The following is a 16,362-nucleotide window of genomic DNA, read 5'->3' on the forward strand; positions in this document are numbered from 1 at the left end:
GCCCGGTTACATTCCGAACCCGGAAGCTAAGCCTTTCAGCGCCGATGGTACTGCAGGGGGGACCCTGTGGGAGAGTAGGACGCCGCCGAACAATCATTGTGGGAAAGCCCCGCACCATTTTGGTGCGGGGCTTTTCTGCGTTTAGGGGCCATACAACCGCCTCCCTCAGAGCAGTACCATCGCCTCCCTCAGAGGCGGCCGGCAGCCTTTAGCGCGAGGTAAGCGTCTGCAAGGGCAGGCGCAAGGTTGTCAGGAGTCGCATCGACGACGGTGACACCGTGGCGTTGGAGTTGCTCTGCTGTGCGGCGGCGCTGAGCCTGGGCCTGGGTGCCGGCAGCGGCGTCGTAAACATCCTCGATGGTGCCTCGGGCGGTGGACATCTGCTGGACGTGGGGGTCGGCCACCGATGCCACAAGCACCGTGTGGCCCTTGGTGAGCAGGGGGAGAACGGGGAGCAGTCCCTCTTCGATGGGCGCGGCGTCGAGGCTGGTGAGCAGCACGATCAGGGACCGGCGTGGGGCACTGTTCAGCGCTGCGGCGCTGAGGCCGCGGGCATCGGTTTCGACGAGTTCCGGTTCGAGGGGAGCGAGCGCGTTGACCAGGGCAGGCAGGAGGTCGCCCGCTGATCGGCCTTGAACCTGGGCGCGGATGCGGCGGTCGTAGGCCAGCAGGTCCACACGATCGCCGGCGCGTGAGGCCAGCGCGGTAAGGAGCAGTGCTGCGTCCATGGCCGCGTCGAGGCGCGGGATATCCCCGACTCGGCCGGCTGAGGTGCGGCCGGTGTCGAGTACGACGAGGATGTGGCGGTCGCGTTCAGGGCGCCAGGTCCGTACGGCGACGGTGGTCTGGCGGGCTGTGGCGCGCCAGTCGATGGAGCGGGTGTCGTCGCCGGGGACGTAGTCGCGGAGGCTGTCGAACTCGGTGCCCTGGCCGCGGATGAGGACGCTGGTGCGGCCGTCGAGCTCGCGCAGCCGGGCCAGTCTGGATGGCAGGTGCTTGCGGCTGGTGAAGGGCGGCAGGACGCGGACGGTCCAATGGACCTTGTGGTTGCCCTGGCGGGCGGCGAGGCCCAGAGGTCCGTACGAGCGGACGGTGACGCGGTCGGCCTGGCGGTCGCCGCGGCGTGTGGGGCGCAGGACGGTGGTGACGCGTCGGCGTTCGCCTGCGGGGACGGTGAGTTTGTGTCTGGACGCGGCTTGTCCGGCGCCAGTGAGCCAGCTGCTCGGGGGCCAGGCGTCCCGGAGGTGGGCGCGCAGGCGGCGGTTGGAGGGGTTGGTGACAGTCAGCTGGACTTCGGCGGCGTCACCCAGTCGAACTGATGTGTCACCGCTTCGGGTGAATCGGAGCGTTCGCACTGGCGCCGCGAGAGCGTAGTCGCACAGGATTGCTAGTGACAGAGGCGCATTCACAGCGAGCATCCCGGTCCAGCTCGGAGCCAGGATGCCCACGGGGAGAGAGCCGAGGGCGGCGAGGAGTGCGGTTCTGCCGGTGAGGGCCATGGGTCAGTGCCTCATCGGGGGACGGGGACGTGGCTGAGGATCGCGGTGATGACGGAGTCGGCGGTGACTCCCTCCATCTCCGCTTCGGGCCGGAGCTGGATCCGGTGGCGCAGGGTAGGCAGGGCCAGGGCTTTCACATCGTCGGGGATGACGTAGTCGCGGCCGGTGAGCCAGGCCCAGGCACGGGCGGTGGAGAGCAGGGCTGTGGCGCCTCGGGGAGACACACCGAGGGTGAGTGAGGGGGATTCACGCGTGGCACGGCAGATATCGACGACATAGCCCGCGATCTCGGCGGAGACCGAGGTCTTGGAGACGGCGGCGCGGGCCGCTTCCAGGTCGGCGGGGCCTGCGACGGGGCGCACGCCCGCAGCCTGGAGGTCGCGGGGGTTGAAGCCCTCGGCATGCCGGGTCAGGACGTTGATCTCGTCCTCGCGGGACGGTAGAGGGACCGTCAGTTTGAGGAGGAACCGGTCCAGTTGGGCTTCGGGAAGGGGGTAGGTGCCCTCGTACTCGACCGGGTTCTGGGTCGCGGCGACCAGGAAGGGGTCCGGCAGCGGGCGGGGGGTGCCGTCGACCGTGACCTGACGCTCCTCCATTGCTTCGAGGAGCGAGGACTGGGTCTTGGGCGGAGTGCGGTTGATCTCGTCGGCGAGAAGGAGATTGGTGAAGACAGGACCGGGCTGGAAGGAGAACTCGGCGGTGCGGGCGTCGTAGACGAGAGAGCCGGTGACGTCGCTGGGCATGAGGTCGGGGGTGAACTGGACGCGCTTGGTGTCGAGTTCGAGGGAGGCCGCGAGGGTGCGGACCAGGAGCGTCTTGGCGACGCCCGGTACTCCTTCGAGGAGGACATGGCCGCGGCAGAGCAGGGCCACGACGAGTCCGGTGACAGCGGGATCCTGGCCGACCACGGCCTTGGCGATCTCGGTGCGCAGGGCCTCCAGGGAGGTGCGGGCGCGGTCCGAGTTCTCAGCTGTCTCGGGGGTCGGGGCGCTCATGAAGTGCGTACCTCTCTTTCGAGGGCGTCGAGTTGGTCTGCCAGATGGACGAGAGCGATGTCGTTGGCCGGAGCCGGGCCGAAGAGCAGGGCCTTGAGATCCCGGTCGCCGGTGGCGAGATGGGCCGAGACGGCCGGGAGCAGGGCCGCGGCGGAGTGCGCGTCGGCCGGGGGGACACCGAGGAGCGGGGCAAGGCGGGTGCGGGTGGCGGAGCGCAGGGCCGATGCCGCGCGGTCGCGGGCGTTCACCTTGCGGTAGAGGCGGGCGCGGCCCTCGGTGGACTCGGAGGCGCGGATGGCTACGGGAAGCCGTTCGGTGACGAGGGGGCCCAGCCGGCGGGCGCGCCAGATGGCTGCCAGGACGGCGGCGAGGGTGAGTTGGAGTGTCCCCCAGAGCCAGCCGGAGGGGACGAGATCGAGGAACGTGCTGTCGGTGCCGCCGTCGGTGCTGTCTTCGGCGGCGGAGCTGTCGCTGAGCGAGGGGAGGTACCAGACCAGATGAGTGCGGGAGCCGAGGAGTTGCAGGGCGAGGGAGGCGTTGCCGTGGTTGTCCAGACGATCGTTGTACAGGATGTCGGGGGAGCCGAGCAGGACGGTGTCGCCATTGCCGGGATCGTCGATCCTGAGGAGAGTGGACAGGCCGTCGCTCGGGTAGCAACTGTCGGCGCCGGGCGTGTCGGTGGAGTACCGCTCACCGCCGAGGTCGGCGTTGCCGGCGCTACGGGCTGCGGGGAGGGAGCACTGAGGGGTGCGTGCCGAGACGGGGGCCGGGGTTTCGCTGTCGACGCCCGGGGCCAGCGCGTCGAGCGAGGTGGGGCCGGGAGAGAGGAGGACGGTGCGCCCGCCGGAGTTGGCCGTCGCGGTGCGGAGGGTCTTCTGCTGATGGTCCGACAGAAGGTCGGGTGCGGTGACCAGAAGGGTGGTGTCGGGGCCGGTAGCGGTGGTGGCCTCGTCGAGGGTGGTGACCACGCGGGTGGAAACGCTGCGGTCCTTGAGGAGTTCGGCGACGGCCCGGCTGCCGGAAGGGTCGGCGGAGCGGGGGTCGAGCCGGCCGTGCTGGTCCCCGGAGCGCAGGGCGGCCATGGCGATCCCGGCTGCGACGAGGATGACGAGCGCCAGCAGCAGGCCGCGGGTGCGGGTCCACACCTGGCGGCCGGTGGGGGACATGGAGGTGGAGCTGGGGGTCGCCCCGGTCATTCCGCTGCTCCTTGGGCCGCGCCGCTCAGTTGGGGCTTGGCGCGCTCCAGTTCGAGGTCGAGGTCACGCAGGCGCAGATATGCCTGCTGGTCGGCTGTGCGGCCGCCGTATGTGACGTCGTCGAACTCCCTGGCGGAGGCGCGGAGTCCGTCGGCGTGGCCGGGGAGGGAGCGGCCTGCCTCGGCGGCGGCTTCGTCGGCGGTACGGCCGGGGCGCGGGTCGAGAAGGGTTCGTTCCTCCAGGGAGCGGACGATTGCTCGCATGCGTTCCTGGACGGCTTGGTTCCAGCGTCCTGCGGCGGCGTGGGCCTCTGCGGCGGTGCGGTGTTCGGATGCGCTGCGGGGGCTGTCGTCGAAGAGGGAGTCCAGGGTTTCGGGGGTGCGCCGGGGTGTGCCAAGTCGCCACCAGAGGGCGGCGATCAGGCCGACGACGAGCAGGGCGACTACGAGAAGACCGAGCGGGCCGCCGGGGGCGGCGCCTGACGCGGCGTCGAAGATGCCGCCGATCCAGTCCCAGAAGCGGTTGAGCGCGCGCTGGAGCAGGCTCGGGTCGTTCTCGTGGTACATCGGCTTGGACAGTTCCCGCTCCGCCGCCTCCCGTGCGGGGATGCGGGGAGTGTCCACCGGTACGTCGTCGTTCGCGCGGATCAGCAGCCGCGCCATTGTCACGCCCCCCGTGGTGGACACCGCGTCAGTTCCTGGAGGGGGCGTTGCCGGGGGGCTCGGAGCCGTAACCGGGGACGCCTGCGGCCCGTGCGAGTTCGATGTCGAGGGCCTCGCGGCGGATGCGCTGGTCGATGTAGAGGAGGACGGTCACGCCGGCGGAGATCGGGTAGGTGATGGAGGACGCGATCACCGAGCCGATGCCCGTGATGATCAGGAACGGCCAGCCGAAGTCAGGGGTGGTCCCGGCGAACAGGTCGCCGAACCCGCTGCCGTCCACCGCGAACGCGATCAGACCGAACGGCACAGCGATGATCATCGACACAAGCAGCGTCAGCAGCAGTGTCAGCGCCACGATGCCGAAGGTCCGCCACCAGGCGCCCTGGACCAGTTTGGCGGAGCGGCGCAGGGATGCGATGACGCCCTGGCGCTCCAGCATGAGCGCGGGAGAGGCAAGGGCGAACCGGATCATCAGCCAGAGGATCACGACGCAGGCCCCCAGGCCTGCGAGTACGGAAAGTGCGATTCCCCCACCGGTGCCCAGCAGCAGGCCGGGCAGAATCGCCACGGTCATGATGCCGCCGCTCATGAGTGGCAACAGCACGGTCAGACCCAGCAGTTGGGGGAGCCGGGGCCGCGCCTCGTGCCAGGCCTCGGAGAGCGTCACCGGGCGGCCCAGCACCGAGCGGCTGATCACCACGGTGAGGAGCGCTGTGGTGAAGAGCGTGGCGATCAGGGTGATGATCAGCACCGGGCCCATGGCGAGCAGGCTGGACTGCAGCGAGTCCACCGACTGCCTCAAAGCCTCCGACGGGTCCGCGTCCGGGGAGACCTCGGGCGGGTCGGGGAGCAGGTAGCGGTCGACGAGGATGTTGCCGATCTCGGAGATCACGGAGACGGTGATCGTGATGCCCAGCACCGTTCGCCAGTGAGCGCGCAGGGTCGACACCGCGCCGTCGAGGATCTCGCCGACTCCCAGCGGACGGAGCGGGATGACGCCGGGCTTGGCGGCGGCCGGAGGCTGGCCCCAGCCGCCGCGCGGCTGACCGCCGCCCCAGCCGGGCACTGGCGGTGGCGGTGGCGCAGGGACGCGGTTGGTACCCGGGGCGGTCGGCGCGGACCACTGTCCCGGGGGCGGCTGCTCCTTGGACCACTTCGAGGCGGGGCTGCTCTCGTCGACGGGCGCGGCGGGCCGGGGCACGCCGCCGTCCTGGCCGTCGGAGGGAGCAGATCCGGGCGAGGCCCAGCCCGGAGTGTCGTTCACGGTCGTCCACCTCATGGATTGGTCATGGGGCCGACTCGGCGAGTCGGCACGTTCACGGTGCCCGTCCCCGTAGCGGGATGGCAGCTTGGCTGCCATCGTGCCACGCGTGGCCCGCTGGTGGGCGGGCCCCTGTATCTCCTTCGCACCTTCTTTGTCGGTGCCTCACCGGGCAGACTGGGCGGATGGCTGATCAGTACGTACAAAACCCGGTCGGTGCGGAGCCGCCCATGCTTCCTGCGCTGCGCTGGGACGAGCCACCGGAAGGGCCCGTACTGGTCCTCCTCGACCAGACCCGGCTGCCCGTCGAGGAGGTCGAGCTGGTCTGCACCGATGTGCCAGCCCTGGTGCGGGCGATCCAGACACTCGCCGTGCGTGGGGCGCCGCTGCTGGGCATCGCGGGCGCCTATGGTGTGGCCCTCGCCGCCGTGCGGGGCTACGACGTGGACGAGGCGGTGGGGCTGCTGGAGCAGGCGCGGCCCACCGCCGTGAACTTGGGATACGGCGTGCGGCAGGCGGCGGCCGCGTACCGGGCTGCGGCGGAGAAGGGGGCGGACGCGGAGCAGGCGGGACAGGCGGCGCTGGCCGCGGCCAAGGCGCTGCACCGGGAGGATGCCGCGGCCAGTGCCCGGATGGCTGAGCACGGGCTGGTGCTGCTCGACGAGCTGCTGCCGGGTGGCAGTCACCGGATCCTGACCCACTGCAACACCGGGGCGCTGGTCTCGGGCGGCGAGGGCACCGCGTTTGCAGTGGCGCTCACGGCGCACCGCGCGGGGCGGCTGCGGCGGCTGTGGGTGGACGAGACGAGGCCGCTGCTTCAGGGTTCCCGGCTGACCGCCTATGAGGCGGCGCGCGGCGGAATGCCGTACACATTGCTCACGGACAATGCCGCGGGGTCGCTCTTCGCGGCGGGCGAGGTGGATGCCGTACTGATCGGGGCCGACCGGATCGCCGCCGACGGTTCGGTGGCGAACAAGGTCGGGAGCTACCCGCTCGCGGTGCTGGCGAAGTACCACCACGTACCGTTCATCGTGGTCGCGCCGACGACGACGGTGGATCTGAGCACGCCGGACGGGGCGTCGATAGAGGTGGAGCAACGGCCTGGACAGGAGGTGACGGAGGTCACCGCGCCGCACATAGCGGCGGCCGGAGGGGGAGTGAGCGGCGGGCTGCCGGTGGCGCCGCTGGGAACGCAGGCGTACAACCCGGCGTTCGACGTCACACCCCCGGAACTGGTGACCGCGATAGTCACCGAGCAAGGAGCGTTGTCCCCGGTCACCGGGGGTGGAATAGCGGAGCTGTGTGCCAGGTCACGCCAGGTAACGATTAGCTAATGGGATGATGTCGATTATGAAGGGACGAGTCCTTGTCGTCGATGACGACACCGCACTGGCCGAGATGCTCGGGATTGTGCTGCGTGGTGAAGGTTTCGAGCCGTCGTTTGTAGCGGACGGCGACAAGGCACTTGCCGCTTTCCGTGAGGCCAAGCCGGATCTTGTACTGCTGGATCTCATGCTGCCCGGACGGGACGGCATCGAGGTGTGCAGGCTGATCAGGGCCGAGTCCGGCGTGCCGATCGTGATGCTCACGGCCAAGAGCGACACCGTGGATGTGGTGGTCGGCCTGGAGTCCGGGGCCGATGACTACATCGTCAAGCCGTTCAAGCCGAAAGAGCTGGTCGCCCGGATCCGGGCGCGGCTGAGGAGGTCCGAGGAGCCGGCGCCGGAGCAGCTGGCGATCGGGGATCTGGTCATCGATGTGGCTGGTCACTCCGTGAAGCGGGACGGGCAGTCGATCGCCCTTACCCCGCTCGAGTTCGACCTGCTGGTCGCGCTCGCCCGCAAGCCCTGGCAGGTGTTCACCCGCGAGGTGCTGCTTGAGCAGGTGTGGGGCTACCGCCACGCCGCGGACACGAGGCTGGTCAATGTGCATGTACAGCGGCTGCGTTCCAAGGTCGAGAAGGACCCTGAGCGCCCGGAGATTGTGGTGACCGTCCGTGGTGTCGGTTACAAGGCCGGGCCGAGCTGACATGTCCCGAGGCAGTGTTGCTCCGAAGCCCGGGGAGCCGGGAGTCCGTACGGGGCGGGCTGCCGGACCGGGGCGTGAGCCTTCGCGATTCGGCCGCCTGCTCCATGGCGGACGGCTGCCCCAGGAGAGTGGTCCCGGCGGCCCGATCCTTCGGCTCGCCATGCGCTGGGTGCGCCGTCCGCTGCTGCCGGCCGTCCGGCTGTGGCGGCGCAACATCCAGCTCAGGGTGGTCGCGGGCACACTGCTGATGTCGCTCGGTGTGGTGCTGCTGCTCGGCCTTGTCGTCATTGGGCAGGTGCGTAACGGTCTGCTCGACGCCAAGGGGAAGGCGGCCCAGAGTCAGGCGGCCGGTGGCTTCGCGGTGGCGCGGGAGAGGGCGAACGCGCCGGTCGGGCCCGGCGGGCAGGACGGCGCCTCGACGGACGGCAGGACCGCCCGGAGCTCCTGGCGGTCCGACCTGGTGGAGCAGCTCGCCAGTGGTGGTCAGGGCGCGTTCAACGTGGTGGCGCTGAGTTCCGGCTCCGAGGACGCGGGTTCCAGCCGCGGGCCCCGGACCTCGGGGAGTGTGGACTTCGCGAGCATCCCCGAGGGACTTCGGGAAGCCGTCGACCAGGGGACCGGGACGTACGAGACGTACATCCGGATCAAGTACAACAACGATGAGCACGAGCCGGAGCCCGGGCTGGTCATCGGTACGCGGCTGAACGACATCGAGGGCAATCCCTACGAGCTTTACTACCTCTTCCCGCTGGCGCAGGAGGAGCAGTCGCTCAGCCTGGTCAGGGGGACCCTCGCCACGGCCGGACTGTTCGTGGTGGTCCTGCTGGGAGCCATCGCCTGGCTGGTGGTGCGGCAGATTGTCACGCCCGTACGGATGGCCGCAGGGATCGCCGAGCGGCTCTCCGCGGGTCGCCTCCAGGAGCGGATGAAGGTCACCGGCGAGGACGACATCGCCAGACTGGGAGAGGCATTCAACAAGATGGCGCAGAACCTCCAGCTCAAGATCCAGCAGCTGGAGGAGCTCTCCCGCATGCAGCGGCGGTTCGTCTCGGACGTTTCGCACGAGCTGCGTACGCCGCTGACGACCGTACGGATGGCAGCGGATGTCATTCATGAGGCGCGGCAGGACTTCGACCCGGTGACGGCGCGCTCCGCCGAGCTGCTCGGGGATCAGCTCGACCGCTTCGAGTCGCTGCTCTCCGATCTGCTCGAGATCAGCCGCTTCGACGCGGGAGCGGCGGCCCTGGAGGCCGAGCCGATAGACCTGCGCGAGGTGGTACGGCGGGTGATCGGCGGCGCCGAGCCGCTGGCCGAGCGCAAGGGCAGCCGGATACGGGTGATCGGCGACGGGCAGCCGGTCGTGGCGGAGGCCGACGCCCGGCGTGTGGAGCGTGTCCTGCGGAACCTGGTCGTCAACGCCGTCGAGCACGGCGAGGGCCGGGACGTGGTGGTGCGGATGGCAGTGGCCGGCGGGGCCGTCGCGGTCGCCGTGCGCGACTACGGCGTGGGACTGAAGCCGGGGGAGGCGACCCGGGTGTTCAACCGCTTCTGGCGGGCGGATCCGGCGCGTGCCAGGACCACTGGCGGAACCGGTCTCGGTCTGTCCATCGCGGTCGAGGACGCCCGGCTGCACGGCGGCTGGCTGCAGGCGTGGGGTGAGCCGGGCGGGGGTTCGCAGTTCCGGCTGACCCTGCCGCGTACGGCGGACGAGCCGCTGCGCGGTTCGCCGATACCGCTGGAGCCGGAGGACTCGCGGCAGAACAGGGAGCGTGCCCTGTCCGCGTCCGCAGAGCCGAAGGTGAGCGGGCACCTGCTGGCGTCTGTGCCCGTTCAGCCGGTGACGGACCGGTTGCCCCTGCCCGGGCCGCCGCGTGCTCCGGTGCGGCCTCGTACGGGCCCGACGGGCGTGAATCCCGCGGCGCTGCCGGGCAGCGGTGCCCGGGTGGTGGCGCGTCAGGCGGGGGAGCGGCAGGACGACTCCGCGGCACAGGTTTCTTCGGACCGGGAGGACACGACTCGTGGGCGCTGATTCCCGTCGCAACGGCCGCCGAGGCGCGTTGCGCGTGTCGGCGCTGCTCGGCTGCGGCAGTGTGCTGATGGCCGGGTGCGCCTCGATGCCCGACAGCGGTGACATTCATGCCGTGAAGGCGTCCCAGGGCGCGGACTCGCAAGTGCGGGTGTATGCGGTGCCGCCGCGGAAGGGGGCCACTCCCCACGAGATCGTCACGGGCTTCCTGGAGGCGATGACCAGCGACGATGCCAATTTCGCAACCGCGCGGACGTATCTGATGCCGGAGACGTCCCAGAAGTGGCGGCCGGAGGCGGGCACCACGGTGCTGTCGGCAGCACCCGAGGCGGGACAGGCAAGCCAGGGCGACGCGGAGAATCCGGGTTTCGACTATCCGCTGTTGGGCAAGCAGATCGCCACGGTGGACACTCAGCACGCCTATCAGCCGGTCACGCCCACCGACTACCGCCGGACCATTCATCTGTCGCAGCAGAACGGTCCGGACGGCAAGCAGTGGCGTATCGACAACCTGCCGCCGGGGCTGGTGCTCGGTGCATCCGACTTCCAGCGCAACTACCGCTCGGTGAACAAGTACTACTTCGCCTCCGGGCGGAACATCCTGGTGGCCGACCCGGTCTACATCCGGCAGCGGCTGGATCCGGTGACCCGGATGGATCCCGTCACGCAGTCGGTCAAGACGCTGCTGGACGGGCCGACGAACTGGCTGAAGCCAGTGGTCGAGTCGCCCTTCCCGACCGGTACGACGCTGAAGGAGGGCACCAAGTCGCTCGCGTTCGACGACCGCAACGCGCTGAAGGTGCCGCTCAATGAGAAGGCGTCCAATGTGGACCGCCAGCAGTGCATGAAGATGGCGGCGCAGATCCTGTTCACTCTGAAGGATCTGACGTCCACCAGGGTGGAGCAGGTGGAGCTGCAACGTGCGAACGGCTCGCAGCTGTGTGTGCTCAACAGCGGTCAGGCGGAGGGTTACGCGACGGACCACGTCTCGGGCAGGCCGGTCAACCAGTACTTCGTCGACGACAAGTTCCGGCTGGCGCTGCTGGCGGGCGGAGCGAAGGACATAACCGAGCCGGAGAACGTGCCGGGGCCGTTCGGCAACGGGCAGCTGCCCATGAGCATGGTCGGGGTGGCTCGCGACGAGCACACCGCCGCGGCGGTCTCGAAGGACAACAGCCGTCTGTACGTGTCGTCCATAACCGCGGAGAGCGAACTGGGCGACGCGGTGGTGAAGAGCGTCGGCAAGAGCACCGGCAACCGTCTTTCGGCCCCCAGCTGGGACGGGCGTGGCGATCTGTGGGTCGCGGACCGCGATCCCGACCATCCGGCCCTGTGGCGTCTGGCGGACGGCGCGGGCCCGCCCCAGAACGTCAAGATCATCCCCGGACTGGACGGCGCGCGCATCGAGGCGCTGAAGGTGTCCGCGGACGGTGTGCGGATCGCACTGCTGCTGACGAAGGACAGGAAGACCACGCTGAAGATCGGACGAGTGGAGCGCCCGGGCCCCAAGGGCAGCCCAGTGGTGTCCGTCGCGGAACTGCGGCCTGCCGCACCGCAGATGGAGACGGTGACGGCCGTTTCCTGGGCCGGTCCCAGCCGGCTCGTGGTGGTCGGCAAGGAGTCCGGCGGGGTACAGCAGGTGCGCTATATGCAGACGGACGGCTCGAGTTCGGACGTGAGCGTGCTGCCGGGGCTGAACCGGGTCAAGGCGGTCGCGGCATGGGACGACGAGACTCGCCCCCTTGTGGCGTACTCCGAGGACGACGGCATCGTGCGGCTCCCGGTCGGCGCCAACTGGCAGACGCTGGTGAAGAAGGGCTCGTCGCCGGTCTACCCGGGGTAGCTGCGCCCGGCGCGGCCCCATTTACGGAGAGTTATCCACAGGGGTGGCACGGCACTCCAGCTGTTGGCAGAGTGGTTGCCATGCGGGGCTGGTGGAGGGAAATCTCCGGTCTGGTGCTGCCGGTCGACTGCGGCGGCTGCGGCACTCCGCGTACCCCGCTGTGCGAGGAGTGCGCGTGGGCGCTGTACGGCACGGCAGCACGCCGGGCGATGCCTGTTCCGGAGCCCGCGGGCCTGCCCGTAGTGCACGCCGCCGCACCGTATGCCGATGCGGTACGCGCGGTGTTGCTGGCACACAAGGAGCGGGGCGCGCTGGGGCTGGCCCGGCCCCTGGGCGTCGCGCTCGCCGGGGCGGTGCGAGCCGGCCTGCCGCGGGCCGCCCGGGAAGCGGGGCCGCTGCTGCTCGTACCGGTGCCGTCGGCGCGGAGAGCGGTCAGAGAGCGGGGGCACGACGCGGCGCGGCGGATCGCTCTGGCCGCCGCGGGCGAGCTGCGGCGTACGGGGACGGAGGCGAGGGCGCTCCCGGTGCTGCGGCAGTGGCGGGCAGTGGCCGACCAGTCGGGCCTCACGGCCCGCGGACGGGTGGAGAATCTGGCGGGTGCCCTGGAGGTCGCGGCCGGCGGCGGACGGCTTCTGGAGGGCGGCCGGGCGGTGCTGGTGGACGATCTCATGACGACGGGGGCGTCGCTGGTCGAGGCGGCGCGGGCGCTGAGTGCGGCCGCCGGGCTGCGATTTCCCGGCCCCATGCAGCTGAGCGCAGCGGTTGTCGCGGTCCCACCACTCTCTTTCCGGATGAACCGGAACTGACAGAGTAGTCAGAACGTTGCAGGTAGTGAGAGGAGAAATACCCCTGAACGGAGGTACGCGCTGGTAGCGGGTGCCGACAGCGCTCCGATCGAGCTATGTTCGGTTGTGAGGAATGGCGATCGCCGTACCTCACCGAATGTACTGCCGTGCTTCCGGGCTTTCGGTCAGAGATTCGAGGAAATACCAGCCTCGAAAGTTGGTGGGGTGGGGATCTTGTCGACTGGGGAGGAGGAGGTGAAAGTCGCCAAGTCCGAGGCTCCGGTGATCACCGGAGTCTGGTGCAAGAGGGAGACGCTCCGCAGCCTGCGAGCGGGCGGGGCTATCCGGGAACGGAGTTCTGCGTGGACATCGTCGTCAAGGGCCGCAAGACCGAGGTGCCCGAGCGGTTCCGCAAGCACGTGGCCGAGAAGCTGAAGCTGGACAAGATCCAGAAGCTCGACGGCAAGGTGATCAGCCTGGACGTCGAGGTGTCCAAGGAGCACAACCCGCGGCAGGCCGACCGTTCCGACCGAGTGGAGATCACTCTCCACTCCCGAGGCCCGGTGATCCGGGCGGAGGCGGCGGCCGGCGACCCGTACGCAGCACTCGACCTCGCTACCGGCAAGCTGGAGGCGCGGCTGCGCAAGCAGCATGAGAAGCGCCACAACCGCCGTGGCAACGGCCGCATTTCGGCGTCCGAAGTGGCTGATGTCGTTCCCGGCGTCGCCGAGTTGAACGCCAATGGCCGGCCGCACGCCGAAGAGGCGTCGGAATCCATTCCCACCACCAGGATCGGTTCGCTCGAAATCCAGGGCGAGGGACCGCTGGTGGTCCGCGAGAAGGTTCACACCGCAGCACCGATGACGCTCGACCAGGCGCTCTACGAGATGGAGCTGGTCGGGCACGACTTCTACCTCTTCGTCGACTCCGAGACGAAGCAGCCCAGTGTCGTCTACCGACGGCACGCCTACGACTATGGCGTCATCCACCTGGAGACCGACCCGCTGGCGGGATCCGAGGCGGGCGGCGCCGGAGGTGCACTCGGCGGCTGACGACGGCCGCCACAGCAGGTAGGTGGTGCCCCTGGAGCGCCCCGTGCGCCCCCAGGGGCACCACCGTGCGACCACTGGATCACCGCTCTTTCGTCCGGGCATGAAAGCATGGCCTCTCGCAAGCCAACCGGTGTGCTGTGCACTGACGTTGGTTGACCACACGTGATCTTCAGGCCACGGCCTCAGGGGGAGGAACGATGGCGGACAGCTTCGGGCCGGTTCGCGACGACGACGCGGACCATGCCGGTGCCCCAGTCGTCGCTGCCGACGCGGACCACGGCAGCTCCCGCAAGGAGCCGATCCGGGTCCTGGTTGTGGACGACCATGCCCTGTTCCGGCGCGGGCTGGAGATCGTCCTCGCTCAGGAGGAGGACATCCAGGTCGTCGGCGAGGCGGGTGACGGCGCAGAGGCCGTCGACAAGGCGGCCGATCTGCTGCCCGACATCGTGCTGATGGATGTGCGGATGCCCAAGCGCGGTGGCATCGAGGCATGTACGTCCATCAAGGAGGTGGCCCCCAGCGCGAAGATCATCATGTTGACGATCAGCGACGAGGAGGCCGACCTCTACGACGCGATCAAGGCGGGCGCCACGGGATATCTCCTCAAGGAGATCTCCACCGACGAGGTGGCCACGGCGATCCGCGCGGTGGCGGACGGGCAGTCGCAGATCAGCCCGTCCATGGCGTCCAAGCTGCTCACCGAGTTCAAGTCGATGATCCAGCGCACCGACGAGCGCAGACTTGTGCCCGCGCCCCGGCTCACCGAACGGGAGCTGGAGGTGCTCAAGCTCGTCGCCACGGGGATGAACAACCGCGACATCGCCAAGGAGTTGTTCATTTCCGAGAACACCGTGAAGAACCACGTCCGCAACATCCTGGAGAAGCTGCAGCTGCACTCCAGGATGGAGGCCGTGGTCTACGCGATGCGGGAAAAGATCCTCGAGATCCGGTAGCGGTCACCCGCGGGCAAGGGTCAGGAAACGGCCCGGACGAGGTCCGCGGTGAGTTCGGGGCGGTCGACCCGTTCGATGCGTACGGAATCGCAGCCGACCCACTCCGCCGCCTCGCGCAGCGCCTGCGCCATGGGTGCCACCGACTTCGCGCCGTGCAGGGACACCTGGCGTGCCACCAGCGTCGAGCCCTCGCGGGCCGGGTCGACGCGGCCCAGCAGCTTTCCGCCCGACAGCAGCGGCATCGCGAAGTAGCCGTACACCCGCTTGGGCTTGGGTGTGTATGCCTCGAGGCGGTGCGTGAAGCCGAAGATCCGCTCGGTGCGCGCCCGTTCCCAGATGAGCGAGTCGAACGGCGAGAGCAGGGTCGTACGATGCCGGCCGCGCGGTTCGGAGGCCAGCGCCTGCGGGTCCGCCCAGGCGGGCTTGGACCAGCCGTCGACCGTCACCGGCACCAGCCCGGAGTCCGCGACCACCGCGTCGAACTGCTCTCCCTTGAGGCGGTGGTAGTCCGCGATGTCCGCGCGGGTGCCGACGCCGAGTGCCTCGCCCGCGAGCCGGACGAGGCGGCGTATGCACTCCGTGTCGTCGAACTCGTCGTGCAGCAAATTGTCGGGGATGGCCCGCTCGGCGAGGTCGTACACCCGCTTCCAGCTGCGCCGCTCGGTGCACACCACCTCGCCGTACATCAGCGCGCGCTCGACGGCGACCTTCGAGGCCGACCAGTCCCACCACTCCCCGCCGTTGTTCGCGCCGCCCAACTCCGTCGAGGTGAGCGGGCCTTCGGCGCGCAGCTGCTTGACGACCGTGTCGTACGCGTCGTCCGGGAGGTCGTGGTTCCAGTGCGGGCGGGCGCGGTAGGCGCGGCGGCGGAAGGCGAAGTGCGGCCATTCCTCGACGGGCAGGATGCAGGCCGCGTGCGACCAGTACTCGAAGCTGTGCCCCTCGGTCCAGTACGCGTCCTCCACCGTCCTGCGGCCGACCGCGCCGATCCGGGCGTACGGAATCAGCTCGTGCGAGCGCGCCAGCACCGAGATCGTGTCCAGCTGTACGGCGCCGAGGTGCCGCAGCACGCCCCGCACCCCGGCCCGCCTGTCGGGCGCGCCCAGGAACCCTTGGGCGCGCAGAGCTATGCGGCGGGCTTCGTCGGCGGACAGTTCGGCGGCGGGCCGCGGCACAGGGGTCATGGTCGGCACCCTAGACGGCGGCACTGACAATCGGCCCCGGGCGGACAACCGGCCCCGGCCGCCAGGCCCTGCCAGGCCAGGCATCGGCAGACCAGGCCTCGCCCTGTCATCCCCGTCCCGTCATCTCCCCGTCCCGTCATCTCCGCGTACCGTCATCTCCGGGTCGGGAGATACGGATGGATGCTCGTCAGTCCCAGGTCGGACGGGAGCAGCGCGCCTACCCAGGTATCCCTGAGGGTGTCCTTGTTGAGCAGGGCCGCGCGCAGCGCCCCCTCGACGACGAAGCCGGTCTTCTCGGCGACGGCCCGCGAGCCCGCGTTGCCCACCTCCGCCCGCCACTCGAGGCGCGTCGCGCCCAGCCTGGCGAAGGCCCAGTGCGCCACGCCGCCCACGGTCTCCGCCATGATGCCGCGCCCCCGGTGCTCCTTGGCCGTCCAGAAGCCGATCTCCCAGGTGCCCGACAAAGTGCGCAGGGTCACCGCGACCGACGCCATCAGCGGGCCGCCCGCGCGCGGCAGCACCGCGAAGGTGCACATCGTGCCCGAGTGCCAGCCGTCCGGCACCATCTGCCCGGTGAAGTCGGCCGCGTGCTGCCGCTCGTAAGGCGAGGGAACCGTCGTCCACCGTTGGATGTCGGGATCCTGGCAGGCCTGATACACCGCCTCCGTGTCGTCGGTTGTGAACGTGCGCAGCAGTAGGCGCTCGGTGGTGAGGGTGATCGGCTCCATAGCCGGATTCTTGTCAGGTCCGCGGAGGGAAGCGAGCACTTTTCGTACCTCACCGGCACCTTCCACGCGTCCCGTGCGTTCTATTTGCGGATGACAGCAGGCCTGGCTGACGGCGGACCTCCCGACCTGGTGGGGTCCTCGCTTACGATG

The 16,362-nt window shown here is 69.8% G+C and carries 14 protein-coding genes and 1 rRNA gene; 8 read left to right on the forward strand and 7 right to left on the reverse strand.

The genetic code is table 11. The features are described from left to right. A 5S ribosomal RNA gene (gene rrf / locus ACH492_RS24130) occupies positions 1-91 on the forward strand; the annotation flags it as partial. A gap of 97 nt (positions 92-188) precedes the next feature. Here rrf and ACH492_RS24135 read toward each other — a convergent pair. From ACH492_RS24135 to ACH492_RS24155, 5 genes are read right to left on the reverse strand one after another with little or no spacing between them, the layout of a single operon-like run. Then, positions 189-1,499, reverse strand: coding sequence for a DUF58 domain-containing protein (locus ACH492_RS24135; RefSeq protein ID WP_398989762.1), 1,311 nt, complete (start codon positions 1,497-1,499; stop codon positions 189-191). An 11-nt stretch (positions 1,500-1,510) separates the two neighbouring features. Continuing rightward, positions 1,511-2,494, reverse strand: coding sequence for an AAA family ATPase (locus ACH492_RS24140; protein ID WP_398989763.1), 984 nt, complete (start codon positions 2,492-2,494; stop codon positions 1,511-1,513). Next, positions 2,491-3,690: a DUF4350 domain-containing protein gene (locus ACH492_RS24145; protein ID WP_398989764.1), complete on the reverse strand. Its 1,200-nt coding sequence runs from the start codon at positions 3,688-3,690 to the stop codon at positions 2,491-2,493. The genes ACH492_RS24140 and ACH492_RS24145 overlap by 4 nt, the downstream gene beginning before the upstream one ends. Further along, positions 3,687-4,376, reverse strand: coding sequence for a DUF4129 domain-containing protein (locus tag ACH492_RS24150; RefSeq protein WP_398989765.1), 690 nt, complete (start codon positions 4,374-4,376; stop codon positions 3,687-3,689). The genes ACH492_RS24145 and ACH492_RS24150 overlap by 4 nt, the downstream gene beginning before the upstream one ends. Positions 4,377-4,380: 4 nt before the next feature. After that, a complete protein-coding gene (locus ACH492_RS24155; RefSeq protein ID WP_398989766.1) occupies positions 4,381-5,616 on the reverse strand; it encodes a hypothetical protein in 1,236 nt (411 codons plus the stop codon). Positions 5,617-5,798: 182 nt separating this feature from the next. Here ACH492_RS24155 and mtnA point away from each other — a divergent pair, with 182 nt between their 5' ends. The 7 genes from mtnA (at position 5,799) to ACH492_RS24190 (ending at position 14,300) form a co-directional block, all read left to right on the forward strand. After that, a complete protein-coding gene (gene mtnA / locus ACH492_RS24160) occupies positions 5,799-6,947 on the forward strand; it encodes an S-methyl-5-thioribose-1-phosphate isomerase (protein WP_398989767.1) in 1,149 nt (382 codons plus the stop codon). A 4-nt stretch (positions 6,948-6,951) separates the two neighbouring features. Beyond that, positions 6,952-7,641 (forward strand): MtrAB system response regulator MtrA, encoded by a 690-nt coding sequence (gene mtrA / locus ACH492_RS24165; protein ID WP_205375139.1) that lies wholly within the window; start codon positions 6,952-6,954, stop codon positions 7,639-7,641. 1 nt (position 7,642) lies between these two features. Continuing rightward, positions 7,643-9,670 carry an MtrAB system histidine kinase MtrB gene (gene mtrB / locus ACH492_RS24170; protein WP_398989768.1) on the forward strand — a complete coding sequence of 676 codons (2,028 nt, stop codon included), beginning with the start codon at positions 7,643-7,645 and terminating at the stop codon, positions 9,668-9,670. Continuing rightward, the gene (locus tag ACH492_RS24175) at positions 9,660-11,510 is read left to right on the forward strand and encodes an LpqB family beta-propeller domain-containing protein (protein ID WP_398989769.1); all 1,851 of its coding nucleotides are present in this window, start codon (positions 9,660-9,662) and stop codon (positions 11,508-11,510) included. Before mtrB ends, ACH492_RS24175 begins: the two co-directional genes overlap by 11 nt. Before the next feature lie 80 nt (positions 11,511-11,590). Next, the gene (locus ACH492_RS24180) at positions 11,591-12,316 is read left to right on the forward strand and encodes a ComF family protein (protein ID WP_398989770.1); all 726 of its coding nucleotides are present in this window, start codon (positions 11,591-11,593) and stop codon (positions 12,314-12,316) included. A 341-nt stretch (positions 12,317-12,657) separates the two neighbouring features. Then, on the forward strand, positions 12,658-13,347 hold the full coding sequence (hpf, locus tag ACH492_RS24185; protein WP_307663078.1) for a ribosome hibernation-promoting factor, HPF/YfiA family: 690 nt from the start codon (positions 12,658-12,660) through the stop codon (positions 13,345-13,347). A gap of 197 nt (positions 13,348-13,544) precedes the next feature. Further along, complete coding sequence (locus ACH492_RS24190; RefSeq protein WP_398989771.1) at positions 13,545-14,300, forward strand: response regulator; 756 nt, start codon at positions 13,545-13,547, stop codon at positions 14,298-14,300. 20 nt (positions 14,301-14,320) lie between these two features. Here the strand turns inward: ACH492_RS24190 and ACH492_RS24195 are convergent, their stop codons facing one another. Then, positions 14,321-15,484 carry a winged helix-turn-helix domain-containing protein gene (locus tag ACH492_RS24195; protein WP_398989772.1) on the reverse strand — a complete coding sequence of 388 codons (1,164 nt, stop codon included), beginning with the start codon at positions 15,482-15,484 and terminating at the stop codon, positions 14,321-14,323. A gap of 152 nt (positions 15,485-15,636) precedes the next feature. After that, entirely contained in the window at positions 15,637-16,212 is a 576-nt protein-coding gene (locus ACH492_RS24200; RefSeq protein ID WP_398989773.1) for a GNAT family N-acetyltransferase, read from the reverse strand. Positions 16,213-16,362: the final 150 nt, after the last annotated feature.

The organism is Streptomyces sp. NPDC019443 (assembly GCF_044389785.1).
In the GTDB taxonomy this organism is placed as follows: Bacteria; Actinomycetota; Actinomycetes; order Streptomycetales; family Streptomycetaceae; genus Streptomyces.